This is a genomic window from Chrysiogenia bacterium (assembly GCA_020434085.1).
Taxonomy (GTDB): domain Bacteria; phylum JAGRBM01; class JAGRBM01; order JAGRBM01; family JAGRBM01; genus JAGRBM01.
In genome coordinates this window covers 1-12569 of sequence record JAGRBM010000061.1, presented here as the reverse complement: position 1 = coordinate 12569, position 12569 = coordinate 1, and the positions used below count along the sequence as shown (strand labels likewise).

Sequence of the window (12569 nt, the reverse complement as noted above, 5' to 3'; positions counted from 1 at the left end):
CCGGTGCTGCAGTCTCCGTGCGGCACGGCGATGCGCCCTGGCAGCAGTGGTGCGCCGGGCGCACGGGCTACGAAAACATCGACGGCCCCTGGGAGGAAGTCACGCCCGCGACGCTCTACGATCTGGCCTCGCTGACGAAGCCGCTGGCCACTTCAATCGTCGCCGGAAAGCTCGTCGAGCTGGGCAAGCTTGATATCGATGCGCCGATCGAGCGCTACCTCGCCGGACTCTCCGGTTACGACCAGGGCGAGATCACCTGCCGCCAGCTTCTATCGCACAGTTCAGGCTATCCCGGATGGCGGCCCTATTACGAAGACCGCGCAAAGGTCGATCGCGAACACCTGCTCTGCGAGGCCGGGCGCGAGGCGCTCGCCCACACGCCGGGCACGCACGCCGAGTACTCCGACGTGGGTTACATGACCCTGACCCTGATTCTCGAGGCGCTGGGGGGCGCGCGGTTCGACGTGCTTTTTGCCGAGTACGTGGCAGAACCGCTGGCCCTGCGTGCGACGCTCTTTCTTCCCATTGGCAGCGAGCCCACCATCGCACGCGAACGCATCGCCCCGACTTCGGAGTGCCCCTGGCGCGGCAAGCTGCTCCATGGCGAGGTGGAGGACGACAACACCTGGGCACTGGGCGGTGTGTCGGGACAGGCCGGGGTGTTCTCGTGTCTCGAAGATCTCGAAATCCTCGCCGATCATCTACGGGAAATTCACCGCGGCGAGGACGGCATCGTTACGAGCGCGACGCTGGCAAAGCTCTGGGAAAGGCAGACAAGCCCAGAGGACACGACCTGGGCGCTGGGGTGGGATACGCCCGCGCCGCCGGGAAAGGGCTCGCTCGTGGGGGAGAAATTCTCCCGCAATGCCGTCGGGATGTGGGGCTTCACGGGCACCGGGCTCTGGTTCGATCTCGAGAGGGACCTGATTGTCATATCACTCACCAACCGCGTGCATCCCTCGCGGCAGGCCAGCGATATCTCGCACTTCCGCCGCGCGTTGCATGACGCCGCCTGTGCCGGCACGGATGTGGCCTGAGGGCCTTCATTCACGCGCGGCGCTCTGCTAAGGCACTCCCCCAATGAAGATTCACATCACAGCCATCTGCGGCACGGCGATGGGTTCGCTGGCCGGGCTCCTCAAGCAGGCCGGCCACGAGGTGCGCGGCTCCGACGCGGGCGTCTATCCGCCCATGAGCGACCAGCTCGCCGCGCAGGGCATAGAGATCTTCGACGGCTACCGCGCGGAGAACCTGGACTGGGGCCCCGAACTCGTCGTCATCGGCAATGCCGTTACGAAGGACAATCCCGAGTCGGTCGCTGTGCGGGAGCGCGGCCTCGACTACACGAGCGGCGCCGAGGCGATCCGCCGTTTCTTCATCCATGGAAAACACTCGGTCGTTGTCGCCGGCACCCACGGCAAGAGCACAACCAGCGCGCTCATGGCCTGGCTTCTGGAATCGGCCGGCCGCGATCCGGGGTTCCTGGTGGGCGCGGTGCTGCGCAACTTCGGGACGAGCTTCAAACACGGCAGCGGGGATCACTTTGTTGTCGAGGGCGATGAATACGACACCGCGTATTTCGACAAGGAAGCCAAGTTCCTCCACTACGAGCCGCGCACGACCATTCTGACCAGCATCGAGTTCGACCACGCAGACATCTTCGCCGATATCGGCGCGGTCCGGCGCGAGTTCGAAAAACTCATGGCGATCATTCCCGCGGGCGGCGCGCTCATCGCCTGCCAGGACTACGCACTCGTGCGCGAGGTTTCAAAGCAGTGCGGCGGGCAGGTGACCCCCTACGGGCTCTCCTGCGAGGCCGGGTGGACCGGCAAGATCACGAAGGCCGACGAGCGGGGCGCGCACCTCGAAATCCTCCGCGACGGCAACCTCTGGGGCCGGGCGGTGAGCCCGCTCTATGGTGAGCACAACCTCTCCAACCAGATTGCCACCGCCGCCGCATGCGAACGGCTGGGCATTACGGCCGAAGAGTGGCGCACGGGCATCGAGAGCTTCGAGGGCGTCAAGCGTCGGCAGGAGATTCGCGGGGTCTCGGTGCGCGGCGTGACCATCGTCGACGACTTTGCGCACCACCCGACAGCGGTGCGACTCACGCTGGAGGCGCTTCGCACCCGCCACCCGAAGGGCACGCTGTGGGCAGTGTTCGAACCGCGTACCAACACCACGCGGCGTGCGGTTTTTCAGAAGGACTATGCCGGGAGCTTCGGCGGCGCCGATGAGGTGATCATCGCGGGCGTCGAGCGTCCCGAGAAGGCCCCCGAAGGAGATCGCTTCGATCCCGGAAAACTGGCTGCCGATCTGGCCGAGCGCGGAATTCCGGCTCGCTGCATCCCGGACGTCGGGCAGATTGTGGAATATCTGAAGGAACACGCCGCCCCCGGCGATACCGTTGCCGTGCTCTCGAACGGCGGTTTCGGCGGGATTCACGAGAAACTGCTGGAAGCGCTCGACTAGAAACTCACGCCCGCGCCGCCGACGTAGCGGACGTTATTGCCCTTGCTGTCGCCGAAACCGCGATAATAAAAAACCGACGCATGAAGGTAGGCGAAGTCCGCAAGCAGCGGCACTTTGGCGCCGCCGCCAAATGCCACGGTGCCCGTGTGGTTGGTTTCGTTGAGCGTGGTGATCGTGAGCGTGCCCGGCGTCTTTTTAAACTGGTACCCGCCGCCCACAAACCCGTAGGGGATCAGCAGAAAATTGGCGATGGGGATCTCCAGATCGACCTGCGGGCCGGCAACCAGAAAGAGATCCTTCTGTTCCGAGTGCTTCTGGAAAGTTCCATCGACGCGAAAGCCCCAGTGAAAAGTCGCATCGGAATCGCCGCCGTAAATCGTGAGCGCGCCGCCGTAGGAAAACGCACTGTCACGCCCGCCGACGATGTTCTTGGCGTCGTCAATGCTTGTGCCACCGAGGAAGCCTTCCAGCGAGGCGAAGTTTGTATCGGCCAGTGCCGCATGCGGTGCGAGAAACGTGGCGAGAACAAACAGGAGCGAAAACGCGTATCGGCGCATGAAGAGCCTCCGGGAAGTCGGGATTACTTGTCGAGTCCGAGGATGTCCTGGACGATCTCAACCAGGTTCGCGCGCTCAAAGGGCTTGGGCAGGAAACGATCGGCCTTGAGCGCGCCGGTCACGATCTGCTTGTTGAGGTCGGTGGCCTCGGCCGAGACCACGACGATGGGGATGTGGGCAGTCTTGTCATTGCCCTTGATCTTCTCGCAGGCCTCGAAGCCGTTCATGTTGGGCATGGACAGGTCGAGCAGGATGAGATCGGGCAGTTCCTTGAGCGCGGTGCGGAAGCCTTCCTGGCCGTCGGTGGCCTCGATGCACTCCACGCCCAGTGATTTGAGCGAGAAGCGCACCAGCTTCCGAATGTTGTCATCGTCGTCAATGAGCAGGATTCTCTTCATCCCGGATCTTTCCTGGGCGCGGTTTCCGCAGGCAGGAGCCTCTCACCCCATTTTCGGCGAGTCCCAGAAGTCCTGCGTGCGTGCCCGTGGGCAGGAAGGATAGCCCACGGCTCGCCATTGTAAACCGGGGCCCGCTCCCTCTCCGGCCCCGAAATTGAATAATGTGTCCAGCGCCGCGTTTTTTCGTCTCTACAGCGCTTTCCGCTATGATGGAGGCATCAAAGCAAGGCGCGGATCGGGAAGGGGAAGCCATGAGCCTCTTGGGGAATCGCCATGCGTTCATCGCGCGCTCTCTCGCGTTGATTGCGCTGTGCGCGGTGACAACGGGTTGTGAGAGCAACGCAATGGATCAGTCGGAAACTGCGCCGAAGAATGAATCGGTGGCGAAGCCGCCACCAGCTCCGAAGAACGAGTCGAGTAAAGTGTTCCGGTACGAGGATTCCAACGGGAACCTTCATTTCGTCACCGGCCGGCACAACATCCCCCCACAGTATCTGGCGCAGGCCAGAACAATCGACGGCAGCAAGCTCGAAACCTACGACGATGCTCCGGCGGCACCAATGCCCGCAACCGAGGCGGAACCCGCAAAAGAAGAGCCTGCAGAATTGGCGGCTGAACCGGAAGGCCTGCTCGCACGAATTGGATCGGGAGCGTCGGCGCTCTGGATGAGAATTCGCAACTGGTTCTCGCCGCCCCCGCCGGAGCCACCGGCTGGCCCCAAGTATGAGGGGCCTCCAAATCTGGCGATTTATGACCTGTCGGGGAAAGCCTGGTTTGCCTGGTGCGAAGAAATCTCCGCTGCTCTGGAAGAACAGACCAGTGCGCAGGCGGCTGAGCGCAGGGTGATCGGGAAGCGGACCTACAGCGGTTCGACCTCGTCCCGCCGGGTCACCGGATACAATGCGGCAGACGGGCGATATACAACCAAAATGAAGCGCTACGGGTCGAAGTACAAGGCGAACGGCGAAACCCTCGAGGTCTACAACGCCGGCAAGGCCGCAGACGACGCCATCATGGAGGCTGCGCATTTGCGCAAGGACGCGCTGGCTGCTGGAGATGCGCCTGAGTGGGTTCTCGACGGAAATTGCGATGGGCAAGCGAGTCCGATTCCTCCGACCTGGCCCGAGCGCCATCCCCTCTACTATCAGAGGCAGGCCACTGTCGGTCGCTAGGCGAGGGGACTCGAAAACGCATATACTTGCCCCCATGCAGATTCGCGCAAAAGACTCTCGCCGCCCCGGGGTCACGGGGTTGTTCTGGGGCCTGCTGCTGGCCGTGCTCGTCTGGGCCGCGCCGGCTCATGCCGAGCTCTATCGCTACGTCGATGAGGCCGGCAATGTTCACTACGTCGAGAGCATCAACAAGGTGCCCGAACAGTATCGCGAGCAGATCAAGTCGATCAGCGGCGAGAAGGTGCAGACTTACCAGGGGCGCACGCCCACGCGCGGGCGCAACGGGCCCTCGCCGGTCCCCTCGGGCCAGTCCACGCGCAGCGCCCTGGGCGACAACGAGGGGCGCACGCAGGCCTACTGGTGCACCGAGCTTGAGCGCATCCGAAACGAACTGGCGGAAGTCACCAAGCGACTCGATACGCTCAACGCACGTGGCGCGGTGAACACCGATCAGGCCGCCGGGCTCAAGGCGCTCTACGAAATCCAGGCCGAGATCAAGCGGCTGACCGAGCGGCAGATCGAACTGCAGGCAGAGATCGATGAACTTCCCAACACCGTGCGCAAGGCGGGCGGCAACCCCGGCTGGGTCAAGGGCGTTCGTTGCCCGACCGACGGGCCCAAGACCATCGGCGAGGCGGGCACCGGCCCGACCGATGAGCAGCTCAAGACGCGCGAATACTGGGAAGGCCTCAAGAAACAGCTCGAAGAGCGCCGCGCGAAGCTCGAACAGAGCATCGAGCGCGCCGAGGGCGAGATCAGCCCCAATACCGGCGGCGAATTCGACCCGGTCGTGGCCGAGCACAACAACATGCTTCGCGAGGACCTCGACAAGCTGCGCGCCGAGCTCTCGCAGGTCGAGCGCGAGCTGGCGGACCTGCCCAGGAAGGCCGAAGCCGCCGGCGTGCCGGGGAGCTGGGTGGAATAGGGACTTGTCCCTTCCGCAACCAGGGCGATCAGGTGCGGCGGCAACTTCTGAGCGTTCTGCTTGTCGCGCTGATTGCCGCGCCGCTCTCCGGGGCGCGCGCGGAAGTTTTTTCCTACACCGACGCCCAGGGCAATCTTCACTTCGTCGATTCCGAAGCGAAGATCCCGCCCGAATACCGCACCGAAAAGAAAACAATTGAGCTACCCGCGCGCGCCGCGCCAGCGGGCGATATTCCCGAGCCAGAGCCCGAAGCGGGCGCTGACGAGAGTTCCGGGCCCGCCGCCGGGGATGCAGCGCGCGCCGCGCCACTCGGGCGCGACCGCGACGGTCACGACGAACAATGGTGGCAGCGTCGCAAGGAAAAATTGGAAGCGAAAAAGCGGCGCATCGAGGCGGAGCTGGCAAAGCTCGACGATGCCGCTCCCATCAACGTGCAGGGCTTCTACACGCGCAAGGCGCTCTACGAGCGCGGTCAGAAAAAAGAGCGGCTCGAAAAGGAACTCGCCGGAATCGAGGCACAGATTGCCGGCCTTCGCGAAGAAGCACGCCGCGCGGGCGCGCCGCCGGGATGGCTTCGCTGATCAGTGCTCGCCCGCGCGCTCGGCGTCGCCGGGCTGCGGCGCGACCTTTCCTTCAAAATGCGGGGCTTCTACCGAATGCTCGCCATGGCCGGGGTGCAGGATCTTCGGCAGGGCTTCATCGAAGTTGAAATTCTCGCCGTGCTGGATGCCATGGCAGCGCCGGCAGGTCAGCGAGTCGATGACCCAGGGCGTCTTCACTAGCTGGGGTTCGCGGCTGTGGGGGGCCGATTCGCCGTGGCAGGACTCGCACTGCACGCCGCGAAAGAGCTCGGGCGCGTAGTCTCCAATAAAGGCATTCTGATAGCCGGTGGTGTGGCATTTGAGACACTCGTGGTCGCTGCCCTGGTGTGTCTTCTCCAGTGAGGCGAAGGCGCTTGCGTGGCGCGTGCCCAGCCAGTGCTCATACTGGCCCTGGTGACAGCCCATGCAGGCCTGCGCGCCGGCAAAATCGTGCTGGTCCTTGAGGTATTTTTCCCAGTCGCGCCCATAGACCTCGCGGGCGCGCGCTTCCTGCTGGCGGCGGAAGTTGTCGACCAGCAGGAACTGCTGCTCGTCGGGCTCCACGTTCTCGTCGATCTCGAAGAAGCTCGCGAGGAATCCCATGCGGTCCTTGAGCTTGGCGAGGTCTTCAGTGCGGAAGGCAATGAGCTTCTCGTTTCCGGCAGCCAGCTCTTCATCGCCGGCTGCCCGGGCCTTTTCCGCACGTGCCTGCGCGTCCTTGATCTCCTGTTCGAGCGCCAGCATTCGCTCGCCGCGGTAGTAACCCTTGCGCCCGGGCTGGAGCTGCACGCTCACGCTTCCCACGCGCTGGCCGCGGTCGGAGACCGATGCCACGAGTGCGAGGTTTGCCGCCTGCGCCTCGCCGACTGGGACGTCGCCCGGCGCGCCAATCACGAAGTCGACTCCCTCCAGCGCGCTGATTTCAAAGCGCGCCTCGCCGCCCGGGCGGGCGAGCACCAGGATGCGGTGGACCCTGGGGCGCAGCTCCGCAAGGACGCCGCGGAGCGCCTCCACCGGAGGGAGTGCTTCGGCCTCGCCTGCGAGCTGCGGAATGGTCGAGACCGGTTCGCTCACGCCCGTGATACCAAGGCGAAGGCCGCCGACCTCAACAATGGCGTAGGCGGGAAAGAGCAGCTCGCGTGAGGCGGGATCGACCAAATTTGCGCTCACCGCGTGGAAGGCTGCTTTTTTGAGAAGCTCCTTGAGTGTCCCGGTTCCTGCTGCAAAGTCCGAGGGGCCGGGGGTGAAGGCTGCCAGTTTCATCTGGTTGGCCGCCTCGATCTGCAGGCGCGCTTTTTCGATGCGTTGCTCGCGTTCGACCTCCGGCACGGGGCCCATGGGAAAGAGCCAGTTGCCGTAGTCGACGTAGACGACGTTGTCGGATTTCTCGCGCAGTCCTTCGATCACGCTCGCCCGGCGGGCCAGTCCGCCCAGTTGTTTCTTCACGCAGCCGCAGGGGTCGATGATTCCCTTGATGTTGCCGCTGAAGACCAGCGTCAGAAAGGTTGGCGGCTCGGGCGGCAGCGGCGTTTCAGCCGTTTCGGGCGCGGGCTGGGATTTGTTGTCGCAGGAACTCACCGCCCAGGAAGCGGCAAGCAGACAAAGGCACAGCAGAACACGAAGCGCGTTGACCGGGCGGAGATTGTGCATGGGGGAAAGTGTAGCCGGAGGCCCACTCTCCCGCCACTGCGAGTGAGGCTAGCTGACTTCGGTCTTGCGCGGCGCGGCGGGGCCGCTGTAGGGGCCGTCCCTGAAATACCGGCGCGCCACCGGGGAGTTCGGGAAATCGTCGAGATAGGCGGCGATCTCCGCCGGGGTGGCCTGGCTGCCCGGGCGCAGCAGCAGCGCGACCATCATGGCAACGGGCAGCACGTAGATAAAGGTGCTCGCGATGGCCAACTGGTAGTCCTCGATGTAGATGCTCACGCCGAACATGAAGCCGTAGACGCCCAGGTAGACGAGGCTCCCCAGAATTCCGTGGAAGGGCAGCCAGCGCGTGCCTTTTTCCGAGCCATCGGCCGATTCAAGAAACACCAGCTCCAGGGTCGTGTAGATGACAAGCGTTGTGATCCCCACGAAATACCAGCCCAGGTAGTTGGCCATGGGCACGTCGAAGTGCGCGCCGGGGCTGGGGTAGTGGTAGAGATCGCCAAGAAACCACTTGCTCCCCTGATGGGAAACCGGGTCGGTGACGGTGTCGATCATCATCATGAACAGGGCCGCCGTAATCAGCACCCGCGGCGAGCGCCGGATTTCCTTGGTATCGAGCACCTGCAGGTCACCGCGGGTCTTGTAGAGCGGCGAATAGAGCACAAGCGCAATGGTGTAGGAAAAATACGTCAGGAAAGAAAAGCTCAGGCAATCCCAATAGGGCACGCCCAGGATGGAGAGCTCCCCCTCGAAAGATTCAGGGTGATAGGTGTAGATCCCGAAGGGAAAACCGTTGCGGATGGAGCTGGCCTCGCACACGAAGGCGACCAGCGTGCCCACCACCAGAAACAGCAGCCAGCGATAGAGCCCCAGATGCGTGATCCCGATGAACGCGAAGGTCGCCAGGAAGATAAAGACGTAGGGGCGGTTGATTACGCCATTGAAGATTTCAATCAACATAGTGGTGCTCGGTAAACCAGTTCACGGCACGCTCGAGCGCCTCGCGCGCGGGCCGCGTTTGCAGGCCGAGCTCGCGCCGGGCCTTGTCGGATGAAAAGTACATTTTCTTCTTCGCCATCTTAACGGCGGCGATGTTGAGGCGCGGCTCTTCGGGAAAGCCGGTCAGGCGGGCAAAACCCTCGGCGATGTAGGCCATGGCCAGAATGGGATAGTAGGGCAGCTTGATCTTCGGCGCGGGCTTGCCGGTGATGTCGGCCAGCAGCCCCAGAATTTCTTCGAGGGTCAGGTTTTCCCCGCCCAGGATGTATTTCTCACCGGGTTTGCCCTTCTCGGCGGCCAGCAGGTGGCCGCGCGCGCAGTCCTCGACGTCGATGACGTTGAGGCCGGTGTCGAGATACGCGGGCATGTCGCCCTTGAGGAAATCCAGCACGATGCGGCCGGTCGGCGTGGGCTTGACGTCATAGGGGCCGATGGGTGTGGAGGGGTTGACGATGACGAGCGGCAGGTCGCGCTCTCTCTGCAGGCGCTCGGCCTCGCGCTCTCCCAGAAACTTCGAGTGCTTGTAGGGCCCAACCATGTCGCCTTCGCCCACGGGGCTGGTCTCGTCGCCGGACGTGCCGTCGCCGATGTTGCCGATAGCGCCCACGGTGGAAGTGTAGACGATGCGTTTGGCACCGGCCTTCTCGGCGGCTTCGATCACGTTGCGCGTGCCGTCGACGTTGGCCGCGTACATGGATTTCTTGTCGCGGGTGAAGAGCTTGTACATCGCCGCGACGTGGTAGACCTCGTCGCAGTCCTGCGCGGCCCTGTTGCAGCTCTCGGCGTCGGTGATGTCGCCCTCGGCGAACTCGACCTCGCAGTCCTCGATGGCGCGGCGGTCGGCGGTGGGACGCATGAGCACGCGCACCTCGCGGCCGCTGGCGCGAAGGACGCGGGCGACGTTCGATCCCAGGAAACCGCTGGCGCCGGTGACAAGTGCTTTCATATTGATGTGCGTCCTTAACCCTAGCGGAACTGCAGGTAAACCTTGCGCATGTCGGCGGCCACGTGGCTCCAGGTGCGCGCACGTGCCAGCGGCGCGGCCTCGGTGCGTGCCTGCTGCGCGGCGTCTTCATCGTCGACGATCTCGACCATGATGTCGGCCAGTTCTTCTTCATCGACCCCGCCGATGCGCACGCAGAAGGGGCGAAGCGCCTGGGGAAGCGCCATGGCCTGGGTCGTCACCACGGGCGTGCCACAGGCGAGCGCTTCGAGTGCCGGCAGGCCGAAGCCTTCCTCACGCGAGGCGAGCACCACGCAGGAAGCGCCCGACATGAGCGCGGGGAGGTATTCCTCCGCCACGGCGCCCAGCAGGCGCACGCGGTCGCGGATGTTCGTGAACTGTAGAGCCTGTTCGAGCTGCCCGGTACGCCAGCCCTTGGGGCCGGCAAATACGAGGTCCATTTCACGCGAGAAGTGCTTGGTTGCGCGCTCGAAGGCGTGAAGCACGAAGGCCAGATTCTTGCGCGGCTCGATGGTGCCCACGTGCAGCACGTAGGGCTTGCGGATGCGCAGGCGGTCGCGCACATGCTCGATCTCTCCGACGCCGCGCTCGCGGAACGATCCGTCCACGCCCCAGGGAACAACGGTGGCGCGCTGCTCGCGCCAGCCCGAGAAGGCCAGCCAGGATTCCTTCACCGGCTCCGACGGGCAGATCACATGGAGCGCGTGCTCTGCAATGTATTCGATGCGTCGCCGCTGCCAGGAAATGCTGCTCGGCGCGCACCACTCGGGATGGCGCACGGCAACGAGGTCATGCACCACGGCAATCTGGCGCACGTGACGAACCGGGTAGGGCAGGAACTCTGAAATCTGGTAGAGGTCGGCGCCGCCGAGCAAGCGGTCGACGCCCGGATAGCGAAGGCGCGTCCAGGCATCCAGGCTCTTTTCGATCCCCGGCCGCACGATCTCGCGCACGGGGCCCATGCCGCTTCGGTGGCCGCCGCCCGAATAGCTGCGCGGCGAGAAGGGGAAGAAGGAAACGTCGATCCCGTCATCGGTGGCTTCGGCGCTCATGGCCTGCGCCGTCTCGGCCAGCACGCGGCGCACGCCGGCGCCGGAGAGCGCCAGGGCGCTCGTATCGATGCAAACCTTCATGGTTGCCGCTCCTTCGCGTTGGTGACGGCCCCGGTGGAGGGCCGGCGGCAGTAGTCTTAGGCGGCCTGCCGCATGGCGGCAAGCGTGAGGCGCGCGCACTCGGCCCAGGTATAGAGCGACGCGCGCTCAGGCCCCTTCGTGCGCAGCTCCTTGCGCAGATTCCGGTCAAAGGCGATTCGGGCGATGGCATTGCTCAGCTCGTCCTGCTGGAAGCCTCCGGTCACCAGGGCCGCCCCGTCCAGGACCTCCACGACCGGTTCAGTGGGGGTGGTCAGCAGGGCCGCCCCGCTGGCAAGCGCCTCCAGCGCCGCCAGCCCGAAGCCCTCAAAGGCGCTGGTGAGCACCACGGCCCGGGCGCCCCGGTAAAGGGCGGGGACCAGTTGCGGCGGGGTCCAGCCGAGTATCTTGAGACGACTTTCGATGCCCACCTCTTTGGCGATCTTGCGAACCGCCCTGGTACTCCCTGAACCGCTCCATGCCAGCACCGGCAGATCGGGGCGGACCGCGGCCGCCTGGGCGTAGGCGCGAAAGAGCAGTGGCAGGTTTTTGTGGGGCAGGCTGGACGCCACGCACAACAGATACTCGCCGGGCTGAAGCTCGCCGAAGTTGCGGCGCTCGGCCTCGGTGAGGTCGCCCGGGTGGAACTCTTTGGAAACCCCCTCGGGCGTCACCGCGACGCGGGTGGAGAGGGCGCCGTAGTGCTCAACCAGGTCGCGCCGCACCGACTTCGATGGCGCGAGCAGTTTTGCGCAGATGCGCACCGCGGCGCGCACGTAGAATTCGATGGCCTTGCGCTCGACGCGCCCGAAATATTCCGGGAAATACTTCGACTGGCAGTCGTGAATGGTCGTGACCTGCGGCAGTAGTGAGGGCACGCACACGGTCGCACCCGGGTGCCACACCAGGTCCACGCGGTCGCGCTCAAGGCGCAGCGGAAGCCAGGTCTGTTCGGTCGTGCTGCGCACCGAGCGCTCGGCGGTAAAGGCAGGCGTGTAGACAACGCGCACCTGCTCGGGTCGATCGGGAAAGCTCCCCTTCGCCTTGCCCGAGAGATAGAGGACCCACTCGTTCTCGGGTTCCTCGGCGACAAGGGCGGGCAGCAGCTCACGCAGGTAGCGTTCAGTGCCGCCCACTTCGCCGGGACGCAGATAGAGTGCGTTGATGCCGATGCGCATGGCGCTCAGGCTAGCCCGCGCGATGGTGCCGGCTCAAGGCAGCGGCGCGAAAGAGGCTTTGAAGCTTGCGGTGCCGGGATTGGGCGCGAGCGTGCCGGCAGGACCTGCCACCGGGGTCAGGCTGGGCGCCATGGTGTCGATCTCGACGCGGAAGATCGCCTGACTACCGTTGGAGAGGACGAAGGCCTCACTGCCATCGACGGTGACGGCGAGTGCGGCCTTTAGCGCGACGCCCAGGTTGAGCGTGGCGTCGACCGTGACTGCCGGCGTGGCCCAGTCGATGGTGAGCAGGTGCAGGCGTCCGCCGGTTCCGTCGCCGCTGAGCGGCTCGACTGCGAGGGCTTCCGTGTCGCTGCCGGGCAGGAAGGTGAGCCCCGCAATCCCGTTGACTGCCACGGCGCCGCCGTCCTGAATCGCAAGCGTCGTTGTCACGAAATTCGCGGTCGTGCAGTTGCCCGGCGTTCCCGCCGTGCAGGCGCTGAAGTCGAGAACCGTCAGATCGTCCTCAGCCGCGTTGGTGGCGCCATCGAGACCGGTGTTGTT

General features: G+C 64.7%; 13 protein-coding genes. 5 read left to right on the top strand and 8 right to left on the bottom strand.

Going from position 1 to position 12569, the window contains the following annotated elements; all coding sequences use genetic code 11:
* Together KDH09_02160 and mpl are read left to right on the top strand one after the other, a co-directional pair.
* The coding region (locus tag KDH09_02160; GenBank protein MCB0218473.1) for a beta-lactamase family protein at positions 1-1037 on the top strand (1037 nt) is incomplete at its 5' end.
* 43 nt (positions 1038-1080) lie between these two features.
* Positions 1081-2472: a UDP-N-acetylmuramate:L-alanyl-gamma-D-glutamyl-meso-diaminopimelate ligase gene (mpl, locus tag KDH09_02155; protein ID MCB0218472.1), complete on the top strand. Its 1392-nt coding sequence runs from the start codon at positions 1081-1083 to the stop codon at positions 2470-2472.
* Here mpl and KDH09_02150 read toward each other — a convergent pair.
* A complete protein-coding gene (locus KDH09_02150) occupies positions 2469-3029 on the bottom strand; it encodes a hypothetical protein (GenBank protein MCB0218471.1) in 561 nt (186 codons plus the stop codon). The two genes, mpl and KDH09_02150, sit on opposite strands and share 4 nt — an antisense overlap.
* Positions 3030-3052: 23 nt before the next feature.
* Entirely contained in the window at positions 3053-3427 is a 375-nt protein-coding gene (locus KDH09_02145) for a response regulator (GenBank protein ID MCB0218470.1), read from the bottom strand.
* 251 nt (positions 3428-3678) lie between these two features.
* On the opposite strand from KDH09_02145, the gene KDH09_02140 reads away from it, so the two are divergent.
* The 3 genes from KDH09_02140 to KDH09_02130 are packed head-to-tail and all read left to right on the top strand — an operon-like array spanning position 3679 to position 6105.
* Positions 3679-4599 carry a hypothetical protein gene (locus KDH09_02140; GenBank protein ID MCB0218469.1) on the top strand — a complete coding sequence of 307 codons (921 nt, stop codon included), beginning with the start codon at positions 3679-3681 and terminating at the stop codon, positions 4597-4599.
* Positions 4600-4633: 34 nt separating this feature from the next.
* Positions 4634-5524, top strand: coding sequence for a DUF4124 domain-containing protein (locus KDH09_02135; protein ID MCB0218468.1), 891 nt, complete (start codon positions 4634-4636; stop codon positions 5522-5524).
* Between the two features lie 32 nt (positions 5525-5556).
* Complete coding sequence (locus tag KDH09_02130) at positions 5557-6105, top strand: hypothetical protein (protein ID MCB0218467.1); 549 nt, start codon at positions 5557-5559, stop codon at positions 6103-6105.
* Here the strand turns inward: KDH09_02130 and KDH09_02125 are convergent, their stop codons facing one another.
* The 6 genes from KDH09_02125 to KDH09_02100 form a co-directional block, all read right to left on the bottom strand.
* Positions 6106-7755, bottom strand: coding sequence for a hypothetical protein (locus tag KDH09_02125; protein ID MCB0218466.1), 1650 nt, complete (start codon positions 7753-7755; stop codon positions 6106-6108).
* 48 nt (positions 7756-7803) lie between these two features.
* Positions 7804-8715, bottom strand: a complete 912-nt coding sequence (locus KDH09_02120; protein ID MCB0218465.1) for a carotenoid biosynthesis protein — start codon at positions 8713-8715, stop codon at positions 7804-7806.
* On the bottom strand, positions 8705-9700 hold the full coding sequence (locus KDH09_02115; GenBank protein MCB0218464.1) for an NAD-dependent epimerase/dehydratase family protein: 996 nt from the start codon (positions 9698-9700) through the stop codon (positions 8705-8707). The genes KDH09_02120 and KDH09_02115 overlap by 11 nt, the downstream gene beginning before the upstream one ends.
* Positions 9701-9720: 20 nt before the next feature.
* A complete protein-coding gene (locus KDH09_02110) occupies positions 9721-10851 on the bottom strand; it encodes a glycosyltransferase family 4 protein (protein MCB0218463.1) in 1131 nt (376 codons plus the stop codon).
* 56 nt (positions 10852-10907) lie between these two features.
* The gene (locus KDH09_02105) at positions 10908-12026 is read right to left on the bottom strand and encodes a glycosyltransferase family 4 protein (GenBank protein MCB0218462.1); all 1119 of its coding nucleotides are present in this window, start codon (positions 12024-12026) and stop codon (positions 10908-10910) included.
* 33 nt (positions 12027-12059) lie between these two features.
* On the bottom strand, positions 12060-12569 hold a 510-nt coding region (locus KDH09_02100), incomplete at its 5' end, for a hypothetical protein (protein ID MCB0218461.1).

What these genes read in the sequence shown, in the direction of transcription:
- KDH09_02105 (MCB0218462.1), bottom strand. Translation starts at nt 12,026, where the DNA reads ATGCGCATCGGCATCAACGCACTCTATCTGCGTCCCGGCGAAGTGGGC.
- KDH09_02115 (MCB0218464.1), bottom strand. Translation starts at nt 9,700, where the DNA reads ATGAAAGCACTTGTCACCGGCGCCAGCGGTTTCCTGGGATCGAACGTC.
- KDH09_02145 (MCB0218470.1), bottom strand. Translation starts at nt 3,427, where the DNA reads ATGAAGAGAATCCTGCTCATTGACGACGATGACAACATTCGGAAGCTG.
- KDH09_02150 (MCB0218471.1), bottom strand. Translation starts at nt 3,029, where the DNA reads ATGCGCCGATACGCGTTTTCGCTCCTGTTTGTTCTCGCCACGTTTCTC.
- KDH09_02135 (MCB0218468.1), top strand. Translation starts at nt 4,634, where the DNA reads ATGCAGATTCGCGCAAAAGACTCTCGCCGCCCCGGGGTCACGGGGTTG.
- KDH09_02110 (MCB0218463.1), bottom strand. Translation starts at nt 10,851, where the DNA reads ATGAAGGTTTGCATCGATACGAGCGCCCTGGCGCTCTCCGGCGCCGGC.
- KDH09_02140 (MCB0218469.1), top strand. Translation starts at nt 3,679, where the DNA reads ATGAGCCTCTTGGGGAATCGCCATGCGTTCATCGCGCGCTCTCTCGCG.
- mpl (MCB0218472.1), top strand. Translation starts at nt 1,081, where the DNA reads ATGAAGATTCACATCACAGCCATCTGCGGCACGGCGATGGGTTCGCTG.
- KDH09_02125 (MCB0218466.1), bottom strand. Translation starts at nt 7,755, where the DNA reads ATGCACAATCTCCGCCCGGTCAACGCGCTTCGTGTTCTGCTGTGCCTT.
- KDH09_02120 (MCB0218465.1), bottom strand. Translation starts at nt 8,715, where the DNA reads ATGTTGATTGAAATCTTCAATGGCGTAATCAACCGCCCCTACGTCTTT.